Genomic DNA, 22,423 nt, shown 5'->3' on the forward strand with positions numbered 1-22,423 from the left:
TCGGGGCCGGGTGCGAGGAGCATTTCCGCTTAACGCGCCACGATCTTGCCTTGGTCGGACTTCAGCTTGGCGTAGGGCGGATCAATGCGCTGGCGGTCCGAATCAAACTTGATGAATCCCGTCACGCCTTCATACCCCTTCTGACCCAGCGTCTTGAGGGCTGTTTGCACATCCGCCGGTGCGGTAGATTTGGCAAGGTTCATCGCGGCAGCGGTCATCAGTACCGCGTCATACGCGTAGCCGGTGTACGAGGTTTTCATCCCTTCCTTGTACTTGGCCGCGAAGGCTTCGGCGTAGGCCCGCCCCTTCGGGCCGAGGACCGAGCCGACCTCCATGCCTATCTGCCCCTGCGCGATGTGAGCCGGCGTGTCCGAAAGGCACATGCTCAGCAAGATGCCGTACCACGGCGTCTTGCGCAGTCCCAGTTCGAATGCCTCGCGGTTGATTACCGCCGACTCCTGTCCGTAGGCGGTGTAGATATAGGCGTCGGGGTTGCTGCGCGACATTTGCTGCAATTCGCGGCGATAAGTCGATTGGCCGGCGGTATACAACACCTCGGTCGCGATCTGGCCGCCCAGCTTTTCGAACTCTTCGCGAAAGCCGTGTGCCACGCCCTGGCCGTACGCATTGTTCGGCGCGATCATCGCTACCTTGCGGTATCCCTGATCCCAGACGTCCTTCGCGGAGAATCTATTGCCCTTGTCTTCCAAACCGATGAGATTGAACGAGGTCGCGCCGAGATCTTTGATCTTGACACTGGTGCTCGCAATGTTGATATGGGTGACGCCTTCTTTGACAAGGAACTGACCCAACGGAATCGAAATTCCCGACGAGTACTCGCCGATCACCACGGGTACTTTGTCGACGCTTACCAGTTTGCGCGCCGCGTTCAGTGCCGTCGTCGGGTTGCCGCCCGAGTCTTCCACGATCACGTTGAATTTTTTGCCCATCACGCCGCCGTCGGCGTTGACCTGATCCACCGCCAGCGCCACGGCGCGGCGCACATCTTCACCGACCGTTGCGTTGGCTCCCGTCAAGGACAGCACCGCGCCCATTGAAATGGTCTCCTGCGCGAGTGCGCCGGCGGCCCAGCTCAAGCACAGTGCTCCCAACCCCATGCGTACCGAGAATTTCATAATTACACCCTTGTTTGACTTCATGGTTTGATACCGGCCTTGACACGGGCCGGGCCCCGCAACCGCAGCAGCGCTCAGGCATCCGCCATGTGTGGATAGGCGTAATTCAAAGGCGCGACATGCGTTTCCTTGACCGTGCGAGGCGACGTCCAGCGCAACAGATTCCAGGCGGAGCCCGCCTTGTCGTTAGTGCCACTTCGCCGTGCGCCGCCAAACGGCTGTTGCCCCACCACCGCTCCTGTGGGCTTGTCGTTGATATAGAAATTGCCAGCGGCCTGCCGAAGGGAACGCTGCGCCTGCGCGATTGCGTCCCGGTCTCGGGCGAACACGGCGCCTGTCAGTCCGTAGGCGCTGGTGTTATCCACGATGGCCAGGGTGTCGTTCCACCGCACGTCGTCATAGACATGAACGGCAAGCACGGGGCCAAATAACTCGGTGTGCATCAAAGCGTGGCCGGGGTCCTGCACTTCGATCAATGTCGGCCGGATAAAGAAGCCCACGCGGTCGTCGGCCTCTCCCCCGGCAACGATCTGCACGCCCGAATCGGCCCTGGCACGTTCGATGGCTCCCGTGATTCGCGCGTAGGCGCGTGCATCGATAACGGCGGACATGAAATTGCCGAAGTCGCGCACATCGCCCATGCGGACGGTATCCATCAGGTCAGCGAGGCGGGTGCGCAACGCGGGCCACAAGGACCGTGGCACGTAGGCACGCGACGCGGCGCTGCACTTTTGGCCCTGGTATTCAAACGCGCCGCGCAGCAGCGCGACGGCCAGCGCGTCCACGTCGGCGGATGCATGGGCCAGCACGAAGTCCTTGCCGCCCGTCTCGCCGACCAGACGCGGATAGGCGCGATACGTGGGCAGGCGGGCAGCGATCTGCTGCCATAGGGTGTCGAATACCGCCGTCGATCCGGTGAAGTGCACACCGGCAAGATGCTCACTGCTCAGCATGGCGTCGCTGACGACAGCGGGTTCGCCCGGCACGAAGTTGATGACGCCAGGAGGCAAGCCCGCCTCCTCAAGCAATTGCAGGAAGAGGTAGTTCGACAGACTGGCAGTTGTCGCAGGCTTCCAGACCACCGTATTACCCATCAGCGCCGGCGCTGTCGCCAGATTGCCGCCGATGGCCGTGAAGTTGAATGGGGTGACCGCGTACACGACGCCTTCCAGCGGCCGGTAATCCGTGCTGTTGCGCACCCCCGGCGCGGAAACAGGCTGGTGCGAGGCCAGTTGATGAGCGAACGTCACGTTCCAGCGCAGGAAGTCGATCAGTTCGCACGCCGAATCAATCTCGGCCTGTTGCACTGTCTTGCTCTGACCCAGCATGGTTGACGCATTGAGCCTCTGGCGCCACGGACCCGCAAGGAGATCAGCGGCCTTCAAAAATACGGCGGCGCGCTCATCCAGCGACCAGTGCGCCCATTCCCGACTTGCGAGCTGGGCCGCCTCTATGGCTTGACGGACGTGCGTGCCGTCGGCCTGGCTTAACCGCCCCAGAACATGCCGGTGCTCGTGAGGTCTGACGATCGAGACCGTCTTGTCTGTCTGTACAGCGCGGCCGCCAATCACAAGAGGGATGGCCACGTCCGCCGCATTTTGCAATTGCAGCTGTGCCTGGAGTGCTGCGCGCTCGGGCGAGTCCGGTGCGTAGCTGAGCACCGGCTCGTTTGAGGGAACTGCGCTTTGGCTACGATCCATATAAATTGTATCCAATCTGGTTTAAATTGGATGCAAATATATGCGGTTATGCCGGGGGCGAGTATCGGGGTAAACCCCTCAATCAACGCGGTTGTGAGCGTGCGGGGAGTACTGACGGGAAAATTTGGCGAAGCGTCGCCAGCCGGAGGTACACCCGGAGGTGAAACCGGCGTAAAGATTCGGGCACCCAACCGATACGGTTGGGTTAACCCGCTGGTTGGGTGAGGTCCGTCAGCTGCTTATCGTCCGACGAAGACCGGCTTTGTTTTTTCGGCGAACGCTGCAGCGGCATTGCGATAGTCGTCGCTCTGATTGGCCTGGTCGGATATCGCCTGGATCCGCGCTGCGTTCTCGGTCAGCGTGCCCGCCGAGATGGCGTTGAGCTGGAGCTTGCTCCCCGCGATGGAAAGCGGTGCGTTGTCCATCATTTCTGCCCCGAACGCCAGCGCGCCCGCGACGGCATCTTCTTCGATGGCGTCGATGAAGCCGGCCTCACGCGCCGCGGCGGCGTTCACAAACTCGCCGGTGTAGAGCCATCGCCGAGTCCGGCTGACGCCGATGAGTTGGGACAGGCGCTGGAGCTGGACGGTGGGATAGACCAGGCCGAGTCGCGCCACGGGCACGCTGACCCGGGCGCTGTCGTCGCTCACGCGGAAGTCGCAGCACAACGCCAGGCTCGCGCCGCCGCCCACGCATACGCCGCTCATGGCCGCGATCACAGGCACCGGCGTGGCTTGCACCGCCGCAAAGCATTCCTGGATTACGGCGCGATAGGCGTCTGCACGAACGGGGTCCGACAGCGCCTCGCGAAACGCGAGGATGTCGTCACCCGCGCAGAAGTGGCCTTGCGCACCGGTCAACACCACCAGCCGTAGCGCGCGATCCTCGGCAAAGCCGCGGAACGCGTCGCGCATATCGCGCCACGCCGCCAGGTCGCAGGCATTGCGCCGGTGCGGCCGATCAATGGTGACGACGGCCACGCGGCCCCCGTCACGGCTTTCCACCCGGATTTCAGATGCCACTTTCAGTCTCCTCGGCCGCGTTCGCGGCGAATCAATTCAGCTTGATGTGCGTGGCGTCCACCACGCCATTCCATTTTTCGACCTCGGCGCGTAGCGCCGCATCGGCCTGCGTGGTGTCGGTGTAGACCGGCACCACCCCTTGCAGCCGTAGTTTCTCGGCCAGTGTCGACCCGTCATGGAGCTGCTTGAGCGCGCCGTTGAGTGCCTGCACGACAGGCTCAGGCGTGTCCCGCGCCACGAGAATGGCGTAGACCGAAGACGCGGTGAAATTCGGCAGTCCCTGTTCGATGAGCGTGGGCGTGTCGGGCAGGGAGGCCAGCCGTTCGCGCGCGGCCACGCCAACGGGCACGATACGGCCGCCGGGCAGGTTGGCCAGGGCCGTGGGGGCCGTGGCGAACATCATCTGCACCTGGCCGGCCAGCAGATCCACCATGGCGGGCGCCGCGCCGCGATAGGGCACGTGCAGCAGTTCCAATTTTTCGCGCAGGCGGAACATTTCAGCGACGGCATGTTCCATCGTGCCCGGGCCCGAGGAGCCGTAGGCAAAGTCGCCCGGCGCAGCCCGCACCTTGCTGACCAGTTCAGGCAGGGTTTTCACTCCCATTTCCCGGTTTGCCACCAGCACGACCGGAAGCTCGCCCACCACGCCCACCGAGCGGAAGTCCTTGAGCAGATCGAAGCCCACGACCTCCTTGCCCATGAGCCGGCTGTTCAGCACATAGGAAGTGGTGGGCGCCATCAGCAATGTGTACCCGTCGGCCTTGGCGCGCCGCACCTGCTGCGCGCCGATGTTGCCGCTGGCGCCGGCCTTGTTCTCGACCACGACGGTCTGGCCGAGTTGTTCGCCCAGGGCTGTGCCGAAGATGCGGCCGACCACGTCGACTGCTCCGCCGGCAGCGAAAGGCACGACGAGGGTGATGGGGCGCTCCGGATACTGAGCCTGCGCCGGCCATGCCGCCAAGCCCAACGCGCCGGCGACGATCCACGCGGCGCACCGCGACTTCCATTTGAAAACGATGTTCATAGACTTCCCCTTGATGCGGTGCGCAGTTGCGCCCGCGGATTCTGATGCGTCCGTTGAACTGCGGTTGATGATCGTTATTTGCCGACCCGGTGGCCCGACGCCTGCAGGTCCCACACGCCGGCGGTCTGACGCGACAGTTCCTTCTTCTGGATCCGCTGCGTCGGCGTCTTGGGAAACTCGTCGATGAAGGCCACGAAACGCGGGATCTGGTAGTAGGGCAGCCGGGGCTCGGTCCAGCGGATGAGGTCAAGGGGCGCGAGCGAACGGCCCTCGCGCAGCCGCACGAACAGCTTGAGCTCGTCCTCGCCCAGGTCGCTGGGCACGCCCACCAGCGCGGTCTCTTCGATATCGGGGTGTTCGGCAATCACGCGCTCGACTTCCCAGGCCGAGATGTTGATGCCGCGTCGCCGCAGCATGTCCTTCTTGCGGCCGGCGTAATAGAGAAAACCGTGTTCATCCTGGCGCGCGAGGTCGCCGGTGCAGAACCACTCGCCGCGGCGTGCGTCTCGCTCGGCCTCGGGATTGCGGAAGTACCCCAGAAACCCCAGACCGGGCACGCGTGCGCGCACCGTGATTTCGCCGCTTTCACCCACGGGGACCGGTTCGCCGTCGTCGCCGGTGAGTTGTACGTCGTAGTAGTCGAGCGACTTGCCTACGGAACCCGCAGGGCCGGCGGGGTTGACGGTGACGAAGGTGATCAACTCGGACAAGCCGTAGCCCTCGCGCATCTCCACGCCGAAGCGTTGCGAGAACGCCTGCCAGAGTTCAGGCGGGCAACCGCCGCCCCAGGCGATGCGCACGCCGTGGTCGCGGTCGTCCGCGCGTGGAGGCTGTTTGAGGAGCATCGGGATCACGGTGCCCAGGTAATGGATGTGCGTGACGCCATAGCGGCGGGCGTCGTCCCAGAACCGCGAGGCGCTGAAGCGCTCCACCATCGCGAGGCGGGTGCCGCCCAACAGCGCCGAGATGACAACGGCGACGCCGGCGCCGTGATGCAGCGATTCCCACAGCAGGAACACGCTGCCGGGCGCAGCGCCGGTCAGCCGCAGGATGGCAAGCGGTCCCGCGCGCAGCGTGCGGTCGGATTTCAGCACGCCCTTGGGCGCACCGGTGGTGCCCGAACTGGGCGTGAGCGCAAGGATGTCGTCCGGCCCGGGTGACACCGGCAACGGGTCGGCCGGCATGTCCAGGTAGCGCTCGAAAGTGCGGCCGGGGACGGTGTCCGGACCCGGTCCGCCGCGCCACAACACCACGTCAAGCCGGTGAAGCTCGGGCGTCAGCGCGCTGGCGTGCTCCGCGTCGGCAATAAGGGCGCGCGGCGCCAGGTGCTCGAACAGATGCGTGAGCGAGGCGCCCTTCAGGTGGACGTTTACCGGCACCCGGACGAGGCCGAGCGTGGCCAGCGCAAAGATCGCGACGATATGGTCGGGATGACTGGGCAGCATCAGCGCCACCCGATCACCGGGGCGCAGGCCTTCCTGCCACAGCAGGTTGGCGAGGCGCAGCACGCGTTCATGCAGCATGGCCAGCGTCAGCGGCGAGTCATTGAAGAGGCAATACACCTCGTCCGGCGCCTCGGCGGCGCGGCGCGCGATCAACTGTGCGATGGTTTCGTCGGAGGCCGGCGGGATGTCGATGTGAGAATCTGCGGTCATGATGCCAGGAGCGGTCGGAGTGTCAGAGGGCGTTGCCACGTCAGTTCGCGGCTGCGCGGCGTTGGTCGCGCTCAGCGAAGAAGGCCTGCATCATGCGGGCCGGTTCGCCGCTCTCATACGATTCGTGGTGCAGGCGCGCCGCCGCCTGCATGGCGTCACGGAATCCGGGCTCGGTCATCTCCTGGAAGCGCTGCTTGTCCAGGCGCAGCGCGACGGGCGGCTTGGCGGCCAGCTCGGCGGCGATCTCAAGCGCGCGCGCACGCACCTCGCTCGCCGGGACCAGGTGATGGATCAGTCCGAGCTGATGGCATTCGCGCGCTTCCATCATGCGGCCGGTCAACGTCAACTCAATGGTGCGCGACAGGCCGAGCATCTGGCGCATGATCCACGGACCCGTGACGCTGGCAATGCCGGCATTGATTTCGGGCTGTCCCATCTTCACGCCATCGTGCGCCACGCGGATATCGCCCAGCAGCGCGACCTGGAAAGCCGAACCGGCTGCGGTGCCATTGAGCGCCATGACGAGGGGCTTGGGAAAGCTGCGCAGCAGGTGGTAGTAGGTTTCCCACTCCCCGATCCAGGTCTCGGCACGAGCGCCATCGAAGTTGCGTGCTTCATTGAGATCCTGCCCTGCGCAGAATGCACGATCGCCGGCGCCGGTCATCACCAGCGCGCCGACGGCCGGATCCGTTGCGGCGTCGCGCAGTACCTGCATGATTTCCGCGCGCATCGCCGTATGCCAGGCATTGAGGCAATCGGGCCGATTCAACGTCAGCACCGTCACGTTTCCTGCGCGTTCCAACTTGATGAAGTCCATGATGTTCGTCCTTTGCGAAAGGGGCTGCCGTCGTCAGCAACTATAATTACATAGCAATTGCGATAATTACTATTTAATTTTCAGGAATCATACGCGCGAATTTTGTGGCGAGACACCGAGGGGTTTCCCGAGGGCGAGCGGACGCTATGGCAAATAAATTGCCATGTAATTTTTATCGAAGGGGAGTTCAGGCGGCGATGAGCTCGCGCGCTGCCTTTGTGACGAGCGGCAGCAAGCGGGTGCGCGCCGCTTGCGCGTCATGGCGCGTGGCCAGGGTGGACAAATTGAGAGCAGCGATGGTTTGGCCGCGGGCGTCGACCACGGGCACGGAGATCGACACACTACCCTGCCCGAGATTTTTTTCGGTCATCGAGTAGCCCTGTGCTCGGGCACGGGTGAAGAAGCTGAGGATCTCGTCGTCGTCGCGATCGCCGAACCGGTCGCGGACGTTGGACGGCATGCCGGCAATACGCGTGCGCAGCGAGGTGTCGGGCAAGTGCGCCAGCAGCACCTGTCCGGACGAGGCTGGCAAGGCCGCATAGCGGCTTCCCACCGGCAGGTTTACCGACACAGGATGCACACTCGGGATGTTGCCTAGAACGATAATCTCGTCCCCGTCGAGTTCGACCCAGGAAATCGATTCGCCGGTTTCACGCGCCAGTTCGACCAGGTACGGCCAGGCGTGCTGCAAGGGTGCGTTGCCACCCAGCATCGCGCCGGCCAGGCCGACCAGCCGCGACGAGAGGCGGTACGTTTTCGCGCCCGCCAGGCGTTGCAGATAGCCCAGTTGGTGCAGGGTGTAGACAAAACGCTGGGTCGCGCTGCGGCCCAACTGGGTGCGCTCGTTGATCTCAAGAATTGACAGCGCCTGGTTGTCGCGGTCGAAGCTCTCAAGTACGCGCATCGCCTTTTCGACCGACGCTACGAATAGGCGTTCATCTACTTCGTCTTCGCGAACAACATTATCGGCAGGTGGTGCAGAGGACGTGAGCGGGGCGGTAGACATGTAAGGCAGAAAGCGCTCTGGGGCAGTAAGCGCACAGTGTACCGCCCTGCCAAGTCGCGACAAGCGGTCTCGGTTGCGCCGACCTGTGTTGTGAATTGCTTTGCCGGCCCATGCGATTCGCACAAGAGCTACTAAGAGGAGCGGGTCTTCGGGCTTGCAGAACTGCTAGAGTCGTTAAGCAATTCCTTAGTGCGGCCATCGCGGATTGTTTAGGTACGGATTTATCCCCTAACAGCCCGATGGAAATCGCATTGGCTGGGGTAGGGTACGTGGAGCTCCTTGCGAACACCGCTGAGCCGGAGTGCCGTGTCAAGCGGCTCTCAGGCTTGATGCGCCAAGTCAGCGGCATGACCGAAAAGGAAGGGCCTTCGGCCCCGCAACGCCTGAGAATGTGGCGGATTGAGGAAGTGATGCAAGTCGGGCCTCGCTTCCGTTTCGAGGAGTCAAAGGCACTGGCAGATTGGTATCTGGTTGGCTGGCCGAACCGCGTCGATCTACTCATGAAGGGATGGCCCGCCGAGACCCTGATCATCTTGCCTTGCGCTACTGTTTGGTGCGGGCTCTGCCTACCGTTCTACATGGAACCGCACTACCGGGATACGTACCACGTGGGCGACTTCATCGATGTCGCCGCCGACGCGGCAGGCCCCGGCCATATTGATCCGCTACCCGTGCCCCACGACAAAGTAGAAGAGCGGCAGTAGGGTACGCGATGTACGGTCTCGTTTCCTCGCCAATGTTCAACACTGGCCGTGGAGGGTTCTTCCACCCAAGTAGTTGAAATAGGGCAGCCGAGACAGAGGCCTCGGAATGGTGCTCCGTTTGCTCACCAACGACGTCAATCGTGGCATAAAAAAAGTCACTTTTGCACTCAAGCGCCCGAGCGATCGGGTCCAGGCGCTGGGCTGCGGTAGTGCCTTACTTCCGGAGTCGGCGCTGGATTGCCATCCCCCGCGGCTGGATCTGCGAGCCTTCGCTCAAGGCGCTGGAATGCTGGTGTTCGACAGCATCATGTCGGCGATATCCAGCATCACCCGCAAGCGATCCATGTGCCGCAGGTCCTGGTGGTAGCCGACCCATATATCCCGCGTGGGTGGTTCATCCGGCGTGTGCAGGCGCTGCAATCCGGGAACTGCATCGCCTAGCGGCCGTGGCAGCACCGCGATGCCCACATCCCTCAAACACATCTGCGCCTGCACCGAACGATTCGTGCTTGTGAACGCGCGCCGGCAGCGCGGAAACCTCTCCAGCACCCAAGCCACATCGGGGAAATGCGACTGGGCGGTGTTCATCAGAATGACGCCCACTGATGCGGGATCATCCTGCAAGGCCTGGGCGGTTGCCGCCGACGCATAGACGCCATATGACATGCGCATCAGGCGGCGCTGGACAATATCCGGTTCGCTGAAAGGCACGATGCGAAAGGCCACGTCGGCCTCCCGCCGTGAGAGATCGAGTAAGCGATGGCTGGCAATCACTTCCGGCACGACAGCGGGATGGCGGTGGGTCAACTCGACCAGGACGGGCGCCAGGACATAGCCGGCGAACCATTCCGCGGAAGAGATTCGCAGGATGCCTTCCAGGCGCTGGTCGTTGCCGGTCAGACGCCTTTCCATGGATAGCGCGGAATCTTCCATGGACTCCGCCAGCGCCCGCACGTTGTCACCGGCATCCGTGAGCACCAGGCCATCCTTTGTTCTTCGAAAGAGTGCCTGCTTGGCTTTCTCCTCAAGCACCTTGATGCGGCGACCCACTGTCGGATGACTGACGTTCAGTGTCCGGGCCGCGCCGCCGAAGGATCCGCTGCGAGCAACCGCTAGAAAGATGCGAACGTCATTCCAATCCATGCCAATCCATTGCGTACAAAAATGTACGGAAAATATACATGGATGTCAGTGTCCGAACAACATTGTTCAGAGGATCATGCGTTCCATGAAATGTCCTGGCGAACCGTTGCGCTCACGCTCAGGCACATCTGATTTGGAGCCTCAAGCTATGAATATTGAACCCCGCCACGTTGCAGGCGCGCTCGAAGCAGCGCTGGCGTCATCCGAACGCGCGGCTGGGAAAGCCGCCGCTGATCCCCGTCGCTGGCTCGCTTTGGCCGTGCTGTTGACTGGCACGCTCCTGCCGCCTTTGGACTTCTTCATCGTCAACGGGGCGCTGCCCGCCATACGGACCGACCTGCAAGCTTCTTCCGACGTCTCGCAGTTGGTGATCTCGGTGTATGCCGCCGCCTATGCCGTCACGCTGATCCTGGGAGGTCGTCTGGGGGATCTTTATGGCCGCAAGCGCGTGTTTATCGCGGGCATGCTCGGCTTTGGCGTGGCGTCCGCGTTGTGCGGCCTGGCGCCGTCCCCGGGCATGCTTGTCGCCGGCCGGCTGCTGCAAGGGATATCTGCCGCGATCATGGCGCCGCAATCATTGGCATCGATACATGCCATCTTTCCGGCAAGCGAAAAGAATCGCGCGCTGAGCCGATATGGTGCGACTTTCGGCTTCGCCTCGGTGGGGGGGCAATTGCTTGGCGGAGTGCTGGTTTCGACGAGTCCGTGGGGACTGGGGTGGCGCAGCGTCTTTTTGATCAACCTTCCCATCATCATCGTTGCCATTCCAGCTGCAATGAGGTTGCTGCGAGAAACTCGTGACGAACATTCGCCACGCCTGGACGTGCCCGGCGCGGTGCTGCTGGCGATAAGCTTGCTGGCGCTCGTGGTTCCGCTTATCGAAGGGCAGCAACATCATTGGCCCTGGTGGTGCATCGTGCCGCTGGCGGTGAGCATGCCGTTGCTATGTCTCTTCTGGAAGTACGAACGGGCAGAGGAGCGCGCCGGCAGAACTCCACTGGTCCTGCCATCGCTTCTGGCCGTGCGCGGGTTACGACGCAGTTTGGCATCTACGTTCCTTTTCTATGCGCTAGCCGCGTTCTTCCTGGTGTTCGCCGTGTACGAACACGCCGGCCTGGGCCACGACGCGATGACAGCCGGCCTGGCCATCCTGCCGCTTGGCGTCGGGTTTTTTCTTGGTCCGCTGTGCAGCCCGCACATCGCTCGGCAAATAGGCTCACGCACCGCCGGGTTCGGCATGGTTCTGGAGGTGCTCGGTCTCGTCATGGTCGCAGTGTTGGCGTTCGCCAGTGCGCCGTCCTGGCTGGGGTTGCCCTTGTTTTTGATTGGCGCCGGGCAAGGCATCGCCCTTCCTGCGTTGGTGCGCTTGAACGTGGACCATGTGGAAACACGTTGGGCCGGGTTGGCCTCGGGCTTGGTAAACGCCACATTGCAGATCAGCGCTGCAGTAAGCGTCGCCTTGGTCGGCGGTCTATTCATCGCGATCGCGCCTGATGGGGCAAGCGTTCAGGACGTGCAGCTTGGATTTGCGGTGGCCTCATTGGCGATAGCCGCATCACTGGCGCTGGCCGCCGCATTAAGTTGGAAACGCCAAGAAATATGAAAGATCGAGAATCCTTTTGCATCGTGAATGCATGCTTCCGAGAGAACCCTCTGCTATGAACACTGCTTTGAAGAATTCCTTGCCTGTTCTTGCCCATAAGCGGGCGCTTGTCACCGGCGCTGCGCGTGGCATCGGCGCGGCCATTGCGCTCAAGCTGGCCGAAGACGGCGCGGACGTCGCTATCACGTACGAGAAATCAGTGGGGAAGGCCGAGGCGCTGGCTGCCGAGATTCGCGCCCTCGGCCGCAACGCCGTCGCGATTCAGGCCGATGCGGCCAGCCCTGATGCCGTGAAGGCCGCGGTATATAGGACCGTGGATGAACTAGGGGGCCTGGACATCCTCGTCAACAACGCCGGCGTTCTGATTTCAGGTCCGTTCTCCGAGCAGTCGCTGGAGCAGATAAGCCTGCAGCTGGACGTCAACGTGCGCGGCGTGTTCATGACCACCCAGGCCGCGCTGAGATACCTTCCTGATGGCGGCCGCATCATCACGATTGGCAGCAATGCCGGCTTGTCGGTGCCATTCGCCGGCATCGCAGTCTATGCGGCGACCAAATCCGCGATGGAGAGCTTTACCCGCGGGCTTGCACGTGAGCTGGGGCACCGTGACATCACCGTCAATCTTGTCCGCCCTGGCCCCATCGACACGGACATGAATCCTGCTGACGGCCCCCTCGCCGCATCCATCTTGCCAAGCTTGTCAATTGCCCGCTACGGAAAGACCAGGGAGGTCGCCGACGCCGTCGCCTTCCTGGCGGGGCCGGGCGCCGCATATGTCACCGGGTCGGGGATTCTTGTCGATGGCGGCATAAGCGCGTTATGCGGTCTTTTGCTGGGATGCACGAGGTATTGATGTGGCGGTGGCGGCCGCAGAAGCTGCTTCCCGCATGGGCAACAGCTTCCTGTTCCGGTTGGCTGCCGCATTCTGAGCTTGCCAGATGCCTGTCGATTGTCTACTTGGATCGGAGTGACCCGAGATGTGCGTCAATCCACGACGCGACATCGGTGACCGGAATCCCTTTGCGCTGATTGAACGTCCCGCCCTTGTCCCATGACATACCCCTGCCTTGCGCAAAGGCTGCGCGGTATTTGCGCATCATGTTCTGCGGGTCGCGCGCCAGTTCATCCAGCAAATACTCGACGCTCCAAGCCGAACGCTTGAATGGACGCCCGAGGCCCGCTTGCAGCTTGTCGGCGACTTCGCCGTACGTCACGGTGTCGCCGGCAAGATACACAATTTCGTTACGGATACGAGGCGTGGCGAAGACGATTTCGGCGGTCAGCGCGCCAATGTCCTCGGGCGTCGTCAGCGTTACGGCGGTGTCGAGGGTACCAAGCGCATGGACGGCATCGTTCTGCAAATCAACGACTCCGAACTCAGGCTCAAAAAGGTAGCTCATGAACATGCCGGTCGAGATGATGACCCACTCGGTCTGCCGCTGACTGCGCAATAGTTCGCGCACGTCCAACTGAGCGTCGAAAATGTCTTGCGGACCTCCACGACCGATCACGTCAAAATCGACTCCGAATTGCCAAGGGAAGTACCGCGGAATGCGTGCCTGCAAGGCGGCGCGGGCGAGCTTCATCGGAGTGTCGATTCCCGCTGCGTAGCCGGCACAACCAATCACAGTGTCGTACCGCGCGAATACAGCCGAGAGCTCGTCGATGGAGCTCTTAACAAGATCGCCTGACACGATCTCAATCCCGAGGTCTCGGATCTCCGCGATATCATTTCGCTTGCTTGGCTCGCGCGATTCGATGGCGCTCGCGCGCAATAGCACGTTGATCCTTGCGCCCTCGACGTCTTTGGCTTTGCGCGCAAGATTGCGCAGCACCGGAAGGCCGAGTTCGCCTGCCCCGAGCACCAGAATGTTTTTAGACGTAGCGTCAAGGTCTGTTTGGTTCATGATGAAGCCCACTTACGATTGCGTTGAGGCAGTCTAGCAATGCTTCATCGTGGATGTAAGAAGGCACACGCGTGATACTGGGAGCTGGATGCGATGGATCGAGACGAAATTCTCCGATACTCACAGACCGTTTGTGACGGCCTGCGGGATGATGACGATGGGCTGCGGCGAGAGGTACTCGCACATGCTGGAAGCCGCTGGTCTCTGGGTGTTGTCCACACGCTCGGCGTGTATGGAAGGTTGCGGCATGCCGAGATCGGCAGGCGCATGCATGGCGTCACGCAACGTATGCTGACGCTGACCTTGCGGCAGCTCGAGCGGGACGGCTTGGTGCTTCGGCATGACTTCGGAGAGGTGCCCCCAAGAGTCGAGTACGAACTTTCCGATACGGGCATGGAGTTGCTCGTCCGCATGGTTCCGTTGTGGACCTGGATTGTGGAAAATGCGGACCGGTTCCGGGAATCGCGGCAAAGTTTCGACAGGCTGCAGAGCGCGGAGGGGAAAAGCCGCTCTGCATGAGTTGATTCCGCCATTTCCGTCTCGTCCAGGGTGTCGTCGAGATGTCCACGAATCAGCGCGATAAGTGCGGCACTCGGGGGCGCGTGCCCGGCTCAAAAGTCATAAAGCCGCGCCGCGTTATCGACCAGGATCGCCTGCTTCTCCGCTTCGCTAACCCACGCGCAGAACGCTGACAGCTGTTCGCCATCGTCAATCGGATGCAGCGGTTCACTGCGATCACGCGTGCGGGCCACGCCCGGCCAAGCCCCCGAATGCGGCCAGTCGGTGCCCCACAGCATGCGATCAAGCCGCGTATCGATCAGCGCTCGTGCGATCTCTCGCGCCTCGGTGGGCGGGCGGCCATCTTGCCAGACCGTGAGGCGGTACGGGGCAGAGAGCTTCACGTACACATTGCCTGACGCCACAATTTCCAGAAGCGCATCGAAGCCGGGCTGACCCGTGCCGGCCACGGCGCTTGCCAGTGCGAAATGATCGATCACGACAGGCACGGGGCAGTCGCGCAGCGCGGGTGCGAGCGCGGTGACGACCGGCAACGTGGTGTAGATCTGCACGTGCCAACCCAGGTCGACAACCTGTTCGGCGGTGCGCGCCAGCGCATCGCGCGCGATGGCCGGATCCTGCTGGCCGAATGATTGCAGGTTGACGCGTGCGCCTCTCACGCCCGCCGCATGCAGCGCCCGCAAGCCGTCGCGCGAGATATCGGGCGCCAGGACCGCGACGCCGCGGGATGCATGGCCTGCCGCATTCAGGGTGGCAAGGGCGTCGGTCATGCACCGATTGTCGGTGCCTTGCGGGCTGGCCTGCACGACGACAGCGCGGTCGATCCCGAGCGCCGCGTGCAGCGCAAGCAGATCTTCGGTCGAGGCTAGCCCCGGCATGAACACGCGGTTTTCGGCCAGCGGATAGCGGTCGAACGGGCCGAAGATATGCACATGGCAATCGCAGGCGCCCGGCGGAATCGTGCCGGTGACCGGGCTGTGACGGACGCCCAGCACGGTGCGTGGGTCGTCGGAAGAAGCGGCAAGCTGGGTACGGCTCATGGGATGCTCGGGAAGATGATGGCGAAGGGCGTGAACACGGCCGCGCTCAGGGGTTCTGCTTGATGCCGGCTGTCTGGATCAGCCGCACCCATTTGTCGCGATCGGCCTGGTAATAGCGAGTGAAGGCCGCCGGGCTGTCGTCCGACAGCGCGTACCCTTGCGCTTCCAGCTTCTCGCGGACATCCGGCAGGCGAAGCACACGACGCACTTCCGCGTTCAGCGCGTTGACGACGTCGGGGGGCGTGGCGGCGGGTGCAAGCAGGCCAAGCCAAGTGGCGACCTCGTAATCCTTGAGGCCCGCTTCGGCCGTGGTCGGCAACTGGGGCGCGAAGTCAACGCGCGCTTTGCTTGTCACGGCCAGGGCGCGCAGGCGCTGGTCCTTCATGTAGGGCAGGGCCGTCGAGGCGTTGGCGAACATGAACGGCAACCGGCCCGCCAGCATTTCGGTGATGCAGGCTTGTTCGCCCGCAAACGGGATGCTGTGCAATTCGATGCCCGCGGTCTGGGCAAACAGCACGGCCGCCATGTAGGGCGAGGTGCCGATGCCGCCCGAGCAGAAATCGATCTCGCCCGGCGCGGCCTTGGCCTGGGCGATGAGCTCCTGGACGGAGTTGGCGCGCAGCTTCGGCCCGGCCAGCAGCACTTGCGGCGCACTGCCCACCAGCGCCACGCCGGTGAAGTCCTTCATGGGGTCGAACGTTGTCACGCTCTGCAGCGTGGGCGCGACGGCGACGGTCGTCTGGCTGGCGAGCAGCAGGGTGTTGCCATCGGGCCGCGCGCGGGCCACGTAGGCCGCCGCGATCATGGAGGCGGCGCCGTTCTTGTTTTCGACCATCACGGCGCGTCCGCCCACCTGCATGTGCTGCGCGACGATGCGGGCCACGGTGTCGGGCGCGCCTCCCGGCGGCGCACCGACGACGATCCGGATCGTGCCGCCCGCCGGGGTTTCGGACAGCGCGGGCGCTGCGCAAGCCAGCAAAGCGCTTCCCAGCAGCGGCGCGAACAGGCTAGCCAGCAGCCTGCGTGGGTGTGCGCCAGGTTTCGTTTGCATCGGTGTCTCCTCGCTGTATTGCCGTGCGCCGCATCCAGGCCGCGCCGGCTGTTGTGATGTTGGAGCCAGTGTCCGATGCGCCGGTTGATATAGTCAAATATATAAATTGAGTCATTTCATACATCAATCTGTATGAGCACTGAGGTTCACATGAACAAACGCGAAATGGCGCTTTTCGAAGCGGTGGGGCGCACTGGCTCCGTCACCTTGGCAGCGGCCGCCACCGGGATGTCGCAGCCGGCGGCGAGCGCGATGCTGAAGTCGTTGGAAGACAAGCTGGGCTTTGCCCTGTTCAGCCGCGACAAGCGCCGGCTGGCGCTGACCGCCGAGGCACGCATGCTGCTGCCGGAGATCGTCCATGCATTGGCGGCGATGGACAACGCCGAACGGGTGGCGGCCAGCATGCGGGGCGGGGCGCATGCGCGGCTCGACGTCGGGGCGGTGGCGGCGGTGGGCGCGAGCATTCTGCCCGGCGCGATGGCCTGGTTGCAGGCTCGCGAGCCCGGTGTGCGCGTCAGCGTGCGCACGGACATGACGCTGGGCGTGGCGGGGCTGGCGGCCGATCAGCGCATCGATATCGGCATCGTGATCGGTTCGGCGGCGCTGCCGAACGTGGGCCAGCGCACGCTGGCGCGGCTGAGCCTGCAGGCCGTGATGCCGGCAGGCCACGCGCTGGCGGATCGACACCGTCTTGCGTTGGCCGACCTGGCGGACATCCCCTACATCTCACTCAGCCGGCATTTGCAGGTGGGGGCGCTGACGGCGCGGCAGTTCGAGCAGGAGCGCTTGCCGTTTCTGCCGGTTATCGAAGTGAATCAGTACTCGGCCGCCTGCGCCTTCGCGGAACGCGGCCTGGGTGTGGCCATCCTGGATAGCATGAGCGGCCTGTATGCGCGGCGACACGGGCTGAGTGTCGTGCCCGTCGATGTGGAAGGCGGGCTTGATCTGGACATCGTGTGGCCGCTGAACCGCGGGCTGGGGCGCGTGGCGCGGCAGCTCGAGGCCGGATTAGTGCATGAGCTGTCGCTCGCCGCCGAGTAGGCGGGCGTCAACCGGGGGCCGCGTTCGAATGTCAGCTCGCGCCAGTCAGGCGCGAATCGCTTGTGGCATGTGGCTTCACCGGCTCAGTGCGACGGCCTTTCTCCGCATGGCAACGCCAAGGGCGGCGACGGACAGCGCCAGCGGAATGAATGACACCCACAGCACCGTGTTCCAGCCGAAAGCCGACAGCAGGCCCCCCGATGAAAAGGATCCGATGGCCATCAGGCCGAAGACGATGAAGTCGTTCAGCGACTGGACGCGTGTCTTTTCCTCGGGCCGATGGCATTCCAGCACCAGCGCGGATGCGCCCAGAAACCCGAAGTTCCATCCCACGCCGAGCAGGATCAGTGACCACCAGAAGTGCATGACGTCGATACCGCCGAGACCTACCGCAGCCGCCACGCCAATCAACACGAGGCCCATGGTTGCGATCCGTCCCGCACCAAAGCGGGAGATCAGTCTGCCGGTGAAGAAACTGGGCGCGTACATGGCAATGACATGCCACTGCAGTCCCAGGTTGGCGGACTCCTGGGAGTGGCCGCAGATGTGCATTGCCAGCGGTGCGGCCGTCATGAGGAAGTTCATGAGCATGTATGAGACCGCGCCAGCGATCACTGCGGCGATGAACCGCGGTTGCAGCGCAATCTCGGAAAGCGGGCGTCCGCCCGCGACCTCGGCGGCAGTGGGCGCGGGCAATCTGACGCCGAGAAGAATGAACGCGGAAATCGCTGCAACCGCCGCTTGCGCCAGAAACGTGGCGGCAAACATGTGCGGCGGCCACAGGTTCATCGTCCAGGTGACGAGTTGTGGCCCGACGACCCCGGCGGCGACGCCACCCGCCATGACCAGGGATAGCGCGCGCGCCCGTCGCTTGGGCTCCACGCCGTCCGCGGCGGCGAAGCGGAAGGACAGGACCACTGCCGCATAAACACCGCCGAAGAACGTGGCCAGGCTGAACAGCCAGAAACTTCCGATCATGACCGCCAGCATCGCCAGCAGGCCGGTGAGCACGCCAGCTCCGGTGCCCAGCAGAAATGCCGCACGCCGGCTGTGGCGCCTGGCGACGGCGCCCATCGGCAGCGTGCATGTCGCCATGCCGACGACAAAGATGGAAATCGGCAGGGTCGCGAGCATGGGCGTCGGGGCAAGCATGTTGCCGACGATGGAGCCCGTTGCATAGACCACCACCGAATTCGCGCCCGCCAGGGCTTGGGCGGTGGTCAGTCGCCAGATATTGCCTTGTTGAACGCCCTCGGGCAGAACGGCGGGGCGATCATGCCCTGGGGAGGCGCTACTTTGTGTCATTGCGGTGAACGGTGTGGGACGGGTCAGACGCATTACAACGCAAAGTTACGTAGGCGATCTATCGACAGATTGCCAAGTTATATAGAATCGGCGACATATGAACGCGCTCATGCAATGGAAAGCCATTACGGCCCCCGCCGACGTCCGGCCGCCGGCGCCAATGACCATGAGGGTGCAGTCCATTGGCGCGCGGGATTACTTTGCCGCGCATACGCATGAATGGCACCAGGTCGTATACGCCGTCTCTGGCGTCCTCATGGTCACGGCAGACGACCATTCTTTCGCCATCTCCCCAAACCAGGCCGCCTGGATTCCGTCCGGGACAGTCCATAGCGTCGGTTCTTTTCTCGGCGCCGAGTACCGCAGCCTGTGGCTCGCCGACCATCCCGGGGGAACGCTTTCCCAGGGCGGGGTGGCAGTCTTTGGCGTGTCTGCGCTGTTGAAAGCGTTGATCGTTGAGGCGGCGGCAATTCAAGGGCGCTCGGACGAAGACGAATACTTCGGTCGGGTGTATCGGTTGGTGCTCGACCAACTGTGCCGTGCCACCCCGATTTCATTGGTGCTGGCGTGGCCGGCGAGCCGCCCGCTATTGACCATTTGCGAAGCCTTGTACAACCGGCCGGCCGATCAAAGGAGCCCGGAAGATTGGGGCAGGGAATTGGGGATGTCCGGGCGGACGCTGGCCAGAAAATTCCTTGCGGAAACCGGGTTGACGCTGCGCGACTGGCGGCGCCGGCTGAAGTTGTTCAGAGCCATCGAGCTGTTGGAAAGTGGTCTCGACGTAACGGGGACTGCTTTGGAACTCGGCTATGGTTCCACGTCGTCGTTCATCTTTGCGTTCCGCACGGAGATGAAGTGCAGCCCGATGGCGTATATGCGAGCACGCGCGCCATACCGTGACATTGCGCCCACGTCCGCTCAGGAGGTTGAATTCAGTGAACAGCAGGACAACGAGGCGCCTCGCTCTTACCCGGGGAATTAGGGTTATTCCGGGATTCTTTATGCTTAAACTTTTGTGAAGAATGGGCGGCGGATGCAGGGCCGCCGCCGATAAGGCATGAAGGCGGCTCACCGTGGTGCGGCACGTGACGCACCGTGCGCGACATTGCGGGGTGACGCCCCATCTGGAGAATCGCATGCTGCTGCGTAGACGTTGTCTGGCCGTGATGATGCTGGCGCTGACTGGCTGGACGACGGGCAGCCATGCGCAAACGCCGTCTCAGGCCTGGCCCACCAAACCCGTGCGCCTGGTCGTGGGACTAGCGCCGGGCGGGCTGGTCGATGTGCTGGCGCGCACCGTGCAACCGCACTTGGCCGAGGCCTTCAAGCAGACCGTCATCGTGGAGAATCGGGGCGGTGCGGGCGGCAACGTGGCGGGCGCCGAGGTGGCGCGCAACGGAAAGGACAACCACACCTTCCTGCTCAATCCCTCGACGACCGAGTCGGTCAACCCGCTGATGTTCGCCAACATGCCGTTCGATCCGCAGCAGGATTTGCGGCCGGTTGGGTTGCTGGCCAACAGCCAATTGTTCCTGTTTGTCCGGTCCTCGCTCGGCGTCAACACGCTCGAGGAGTTCGTGGAATACGCGCGCAAGCGGCCCGATCCGCTCAATTATGGTTCGGCCGGCAACGGCACGACGCCGCATCTGGCCGGCGAACTGCTCAAGCAGGCGACGGGCATGCAAGCTACCCATGCGCCGTATCGCGGCGTGGCGCCGGCGATACAAGACCTGGCAGCGGGCCAGATCGACTTTGCGTTTGGACCGGCGACGGTCTTTCCCATGGTGCAAGCGGGCAAGTTGAAAGTGCTGGCGGTGGCAAGCCGGCAGCGCGCTGCCGTGGCGCCCGACATTCGAACGTTCTCCGAGGTCGGCATCGACGGGGTTTTCGCGGACAGCCTGTTCGGCGTATATGCCGCCTCTGGCACCCGAGATGATGTGGTCGAGCGCATGAACGCTGAGCTCAACAAGGTGCTTGCGCGGCCGGACATCCAGAAGCGCTTTCTGGATGCGGGCGCCGAAGCAATACCGCTGAGCGCGGCCGATTATGCCGCGCGCGTGCAGGAAGAGAAAAAACTGTTCGCGCCGTTGATGAAATCGTTGGGGTTGAAGGAACAGTAGAGAGCACAAGGATGAGCGTGCCGCACTTAAAAGTCCCGCACCTCATCCACCGCACGATCCAGCGCATCGCGATCCAGCACGGCCGCGCCTTCACCCGCGTCCTCGATGAGCTTGGCCTGGACGGCGTCCAGGATGCCCATCAGCGCCACATAGATCTGATCGCGTTCCACCGTTTCGATGAAGCCGGTGCGCCGGTCGAGCGCGTTGAAGCCTTCGGTATACGCCCGCACGATCTCGGACAGGGTCGCCATCAGCGCTTGCGCATCCGCGGCATGGGTCGCGGCGGCCTTCAGGGCATCGGCGCGGGTCTTGCGGTACAACGCGGCGGCTTTCTTGGCCTGGGCGGCCGTGATGTGTTCGCTGCCGTCCCATTCGCGAAACGGATTGTCCAGGTTCGCGGCCAGCCATTCGGGCTTGCGGGGCTTGCTGACTTCCAGATCCAGACCTGCCGTTGCGGCTTTCTTGTAGTCCTTCTTGGCCTGCGCCAGGATCTCAGCGGGCATGCTCGTGAGCCAGAGCGATTGCAGCTTGGGCCAGGCGTCCGGCCCGGGCAGGCGGCTCTCGGCAGGCGGGAACACGTCGTTGATCAGGATCATCGCCAGCTCGCGCAGGGCCGCCAGATGCTCGATGCCGGTGGCCACGCCGGGGGCGCCCCATACATACAGCGAATGCAGGTGCGGAAAGATACGCGCGACCTCGGCGCAGTCCAGCGTCTTCATGCCGCGCAGCGAGATCGCGCCAAGGCGCGTCAATCCGGCGCCGGACCAGATGGCGTTTTCGCGTTCCAGCCGCAACCACATGCCGTCGTCTTCGGCGTGCACGACCAGGTCGGGATGCACCTCACCGCGCAGCGACAGCGTGTTCAGCCCGTCATTCAAATAGAGTTCGCGCACGCCGGTCACGTCAATCGCGACCCGCCCGAACGAGGTGCCGCGCAGGTCGACGACCGGCTCGCCGAAACTGGCGTATTCCAGTTCGCTGAGAATCGGCTTCGTGCGGGCCCATTCGATCAGCCCGGGCACGGGCGCATCCACGTGCAGCTTGATCAGCAAGGGCATGTCGTCGAACGTCGCGAGCGACGGCGCGGCGAGCAGCGCCGCGCTATCCAGGCCGCGCATGGCGCGCGTGATCGTGCGGTCCGGTTGCTCCAGCACTACGGTGTTATCGGGCGTATCCGCGTGGGCGGCCGCTTTGAAACGCGCACGGACGCCGGCGTCGATCGCGTTCCAGCGGCGCTGGTTGTAGAGCATGTCGCCACTGGACCAGCCGCCGGAATACGAGCGTGACTCCTCGGTCACGAGCGGCTCGCGCCAGCCCACGTGCTTGGCGTGCGTGGGTACCGGCCCGCTGATCCACGTACGGTTCACGCGGTCGCGCCAGAAGTAGAAGTCGAAGTGCGCCGGCCGCATCGCGGCGATGTCGGCGTCGCCGGGCAACGCGCTGCCCACCCAGTCCAGGCTCAGCACTGCGATCTCGGCGTCCGCGCCGTCACCCTTCACGTGCGTGATTTGCGAGGCGGTGTAGGCCTGCAGGCGGCGGTTGAACGTGACGTAGATATCGCCGGGCGTGTAAGACATGCGGGGGGCTTCCGATAGGCATTCAAAGAATGCGCAGTATACGGTTGCGATCT

General features: G+C 63.5%; 20 protein-coding genes. 7 read left to right on the forward strand and 13 right to left on the reverse strand.

Annotation, left to right across the window (positions count from 1 at the left end; genetic code table 11):
* Positions 1-29: 29 nt before the first annotated feature.
* The 7 genes from MHZ91_RS01485 to MHZ91_RS01515 all read right to left on the reverse strand — a co-directional run bounded on the left by MHZ91_RS01485 (position 30) and on the right by MHZ91_RS01515 (position 8,360).
* Positions 30-1,136 carry an ABC transporter substrate-binding protein gene (locus MHZ91_RS01485; protein ID WP_239211805.1) on the reverse strand — a complete coding sequence of 369 codons (1,107 nt, stop codon included), beginning with the start codon at positions 1,134-1,136 and terminating at the stop codon, positions 30-32.
* 74 nt (positions 1,137-1,210) lie between these two features.
* Positions 1,211-2,836, reverse strand: coding sequence for an L-glutamate gamma-semialdehyde dehydrogenase (gene pruA, locus MHZ91_RS01490; RefSeq protein ID WP_239211808.1), 1,626 nt, complete (start codon positions 2,834-2,836; stop codon positions 1,211-1,213).
* 239 nt (positions 2,837-3,075) lie between these two features.
* A complete protein-coding gene (locus MHZ91_RS01495; RefSeq protein WP_239211811.1) occupies positions 3,076-3,816 on the reverse strand; it encodes an enoyl-CoA hydratase/isomerase family protein in 741 nt (246 codons plus the stop codon).
* Positions 3,817-3,889: 73 nt separating this feature from the next.
* Positions 3,890-4,882, reverse strand: coding sequence for a tripartite tricarboxylate transporter substrate binding protein (locus tag MHZ91_RS01500; protein WP_239211814.1), 993 nt, complete (start codon positions 4,880-4,882; stop codon positions 3,890-3,892).
* A 74-nt stretch (positions 4,883-4,956) separates the two neighbouring features.
* A complete protein-coding gene (locus MHZ91_RS01505; RefSeq protein ID WP_239211825.1) occupies positions 4,957-6,537 on the reverse strand; it encodes an AMP-binding protein in 1,581 nt (526 codons plus the stop codon).
* Between the two features lie 40 nt (positions 6,538-6,577).
* Positions 6,578-7,357, reverse strand: a complete 780-nt coding sequence (locus tag MHZ91_RS01510) for an enoyl-CoA hydratase/isomerase family protein (protein WP_370647772.1) — start codon at positions 7,355-7,357, stop codon at positions 6,578-6,580.
* 184 nt (positions 7,358-7,541) lie between these two features.
* Positions 7,542-8,360, reverse strand: a complete 819-nt coding sequence (locus MHZ91_RS01515; protein WP_239211837.1) for an IclR family transcriptional regulator — start codon at positions 8,358-8,360, stop codon at positions 7,542-7,544.
* A 239-nt stretch (positions 8,361-8,599) separates the two neighbouring features.
* On the opposite strand from MHZ91_RS01515, the gene MHZ91_RS01520 reads away from it, so the two are divergent.
* Entirely contained in the window at positions 8,600-9,064 is a 465-nt protein-coding gene (locus tag MHZ91_RS01520; RefSeq protein ID WP_239211840.1) for a hypothetical protein, read from the forward strand.
* A 273-nt stretch (positions 9,065-9,337) separates the two neighbouring features.
* On the opposite strand, the gene MHZ91_RS01525 is transcribed toward MHZ91_RS01520, so the two are convergent.
* On the reverse strand, positions 9,338-10,207 hold the full coding sequence (locus MHZ91_RS01525; protein WP_239211846.1) for a LysR family transcriptional regulator: 870 nt from the start codon (positions 10,205-10,207) through the stop codon (positions 9,338-9,340).
* Positions 10,208-10,355: 148 nt separating this feature from the next.
* On the opposite strand from MHZ91_RS01525, the gene MHZ91_RS01530 reads away from it, so the two are divergent.
* Both MHZ91_RS01530 and MHZ91_RS01535 read left to right on the forward strand, forming a co-directional pair.
* On the forward strand, positions 10,356-11,810 hold the full coding sequence (locus MHZ91_RS01530; RefSeq protein WP_239211849.1) for an MFS transporter: 1,455 nt from the start codon (positions 10,356-10,358) through the stop codon (positions 11,808-11,810).
* Between the two features lie 55 nt (positions 11,811-11,865).
* The gene (locus MHZ91_RS01535; protein WP_239211852.1) at positions 11,866-12,663 is read left to right on the forward strand and encodes an SDR family oxidoreductase; all 798 of its coding nucleotides are present in this window, start codon (positions 11,866-11,868) and stop codon (positions 12,661-12,663) included.
* A 100-nt stretch (positions 12,664-12,763) separates the two neighbouring features.
* On the opposite strand, the gene MHZ91_RS01540 is transcribed toward MHZ91_RS01535, so the two are convergent.
* Complete coding sequence (locus tag MHZ91_RS01540; RefSeq protein ID WP_175137552.1) at positions 12,764-13,717, reverse strand: aromatic alcohol reductase; 954 nt, start codon at positions 13,715-13,717, stop codon at positions 12,764-12,766.
* A gap of 93 nt (positions 13,718-13,810) precedes the next feature.
* Between MHZ91_RS01540 and MHZ91_RS01545 the strand changes: the two genes are divergently transcribed.
* Complete coding sequence (locus tag MHZ91_RS01545) at positions 13,811-14,236, forward strand: winged helix-turn-helix transcriptional regulator (RefSeq protein WP_370647768.1); 426 nt, start codon at positions 13,811-13,813, stop codon at positions 14,234-14,236.
* Between the two features lie 92 nt (positions 14,237-14,328).
* On the opposite strand, the gene MHZ91_RS01550 is transcribed toward MHZ91_RS01545, so the two are convergent.
* Positions 14,329-15,276 carry an amidohydrolase gene (locus tag MHZ91_RS01550; RefSeq protein WP_239211855.1) on the reverse strand — a complete coding sequence of 316 codons (948 nt, stop codon included), beginning with the start codon at positions 15,274-15,276 and terminating at the stop codon, positions 14,329-14,331.
* A 46-nt stretch (positions 15,277-15,322) separates the two neighbouring features.
* Positions 15,323-16,327 carry a tripartite tricarboxylate transporter substrate-binding protein gene (locus MHZ91_RS01555; RefSeq protein WP_239211858.1) on the reverse strand — a complete coding sequence of 335 codons (1,005 nt, stop codon included), beginning with the start codon at positions 16,325-16,327 and terminating at the stop codon, positions 15,323-15,325.
* 150 nt (positions 16,328-16,477) lie between these two features.
* Here MHZ91_RS01555 and MHZ91_RS01560 point away from each other — a divergent pair, with 150 nt between their 5' ends.
* Entirely contained in the window at positions 16,478-17,368 is an 891-nt protein-coding gene (locus MHZ91_RS01560) for a LysR family transcriptional regulator (RefSeq protein WP_218342937.1), read from the forward strand.
* 75 nt (positions 17,369-17,443) lie between these two features.
* Here the strand turns inward: MHZ91_RS01560 and MHZ91_RS01565 are convergent, their stop codons facing one another.
* The gene (locus MHZ91_RS01565) at positions 17,444-18,673 is read right to left on the reverse strand and encodes an MFS transporter (protein ID WP_239211869.1); all 1,230 of its coding nucleotides are present in this window, start codon (positions 18,671-18,673) and stop codon (positions 17,444-17,446) included.
* A 109-nt stretch (positions 18,674-18,782) separates the two neighbouring features.
* Between MHZ91_RS01565 and MHZ91_RS01570 the strand changes: the two genes are divergently transcribed.
* Both MHZ91_RS01570 and MHZ91_RS01575 read left to right on the forward strand, forming a co-directional pair.
* On the forward strand, positions 18,783-19,655 hold the full coding sequence (locus MHZ91_RS01570) for a helix-turn-helix domain-containing protein (protein WP_239211872.1): 873 nt from the start codon (positions 18,783-18,785) through the stop codon (positions 19,653-19,655).
* 154 nt (positions 19,656-19,809) lie between these two features.
* Entirely contained in the window at positions 19,810-20,793 is a 984-nt protein-coding gene (locus tag MHZ91_RS01575; RefSeq protein ID WP_175122599.1) for a tripartite tricarboxylate transporter substrate binding protein, read from the forward strand.
* 26 nt (positions 20,794-20,819) lie between these two features.
* On the opposite strand, the gene MHZ91_RS01580 is transcribed toward MHZ91_RS01575, so the two are convergent.
* Positions 20,820-22,370, reverse strand: a complete 1,551-nt coding sequence (locus MHZ91_RS01580; protein WP_239211874.1) for a hypothetical protein — start codon at positions 22,368-22,370, stop codon at positions 20,820-20,822.
* Between the last annotated feature and the right edge of the window lie 53 nt (positions 22,371-22,423).

The organism is Achromobacter sp. ACRQX (assembly GCF_022346505.1).
Taxonomy (GTDB): domain Bacteria; phylum Pseudomonadota; class Gammaproteobacteria; order Burkholderiales; family Burkholderiaceae_B; genus Achromobacter; species Achromobacter animicus.

Coding starts and splice junctions, on each gene's coding strand:
- MHZ91_RS01575 (WP_175122599.1), top strand. CDS start 19,810: ATGCTGCTGCGTAGACGTTGTCTGGCCGTGATGATGCTGGCGCTGACT.
- MHZ91_RS01555 (WP_239211858.1), bottom strand. CDS start 16,327: ATGCAAACGAAACCTGGCGCACACCCACGCAGGCTGCTGGCTAGCCTG.
- MHZ91_RS01525 (WP_239211846.1), bottom strand. CDS start 10,207: ATGGATTGGAATGACGTTCGCATCTTTCTAGCGGTTGCTCGCAGCGGA.
- MHZ91_RS01565 (WP_239211869.1), bottom strand. CDS start 18,673: ATGACACAAAGTAGCGCCTCCCCAGGGCATGATCGCCCCGCCGTTCTG.
- MHZ91_RS01520 (WP_239211840.1), top strand. CDS start 8,600: ATGGAAATCGCATTGGCTGGGGTAGGGTACGTGGAGCTCCTTGCGAAC.
- MHZ91_RS01515 (WP_239211837.1), bottom strand. CDS start 8,360: ATGTCTACCGCCCCGCTCACGTCCTCTGCACCACCTGCCGATAATGTT.
- MHZ91_RS01580 (WP_239211874.1), bottom strand. CDS start 22,370: ATGTCTTACACGCCCGGCGATATCTACGTCACGTTCAACCGCCGCCTG.
- MHZ91_RS01500 (WP_239211814.1), bottom strand. CDS start 4,882: ATGAACATCGTTTTCAAATGGAAGTCGCGGTGCGCCGCGTGGATCGTC.
- pruA (WP_239211808.1), bottom strand. CDS start 2,836: ATGGATCGTAGCCAAAGCGCAGTTCCCTCAAACGAGCCGGTGCTCAGC.
- MHZ91_RS01545 (WP_370647768.1), top strand. CDS start 13,811: ATGGATCGAGACGAAATTCTCCGATACTCACAGACCGTTTGTGACGGC.
- MHZ91_RS01560 (WP_218342937.1), top strand. CDS start 16,478: ATGAACAAACGCGAAATGGCGCTTTTCGAAGCGGTGGGGCGCACTGGC.
- MHZ91_RS01535 (WP_239211852.1), top strand. CDS start 11,866: ATGAACACTGCTTTGAAGAATTCCTTGCCTGTTCTTGCCCATAAGCGG.
- MHZ91_RS01530 (WP_239211849.1), top strand. CDS start 10,356: ATGAATATTGAACCCCGCCACGTTGCAGGCGCGCTCGAAGCAGCGCTG.
- MHZ91_RS01540 (WP_175137552.1), bottom strand. CDS start 13,717: ATGAACCAAACAGACCTTGACGCTACGTCTAAAAACATTCTGGTGCTC.
- MHZ91_RS01485 (WP_239211805.1), bottom strand. CDS start 1,136: ATGAAATTCTCGGTACGCATGGGGTTGGGAGCACTGTGCTTGAGCTGG.
- MHZ91_RS01550 (WP_239211855.1), bottom strand. CDS start 15,276: ATGAGCCGTACCCAGCTTGCCGCTTCTTCCGACGACCCACGCACCGTG.
- MHZ91_RS01505 (WP_239211825.1), bottom strand. CDS start 6,537: ATGACCGCAGATTCTCACATCGACATCCCGCCGGCCTCCGACGAAACC.
- MHZ91_RS01570 (WP_239211872.1), top strand. CDS start 18,783: ATGCAATGGAAAGCCATTACGGCCCCCGCCGACGTCCGGCCGCCGGCG.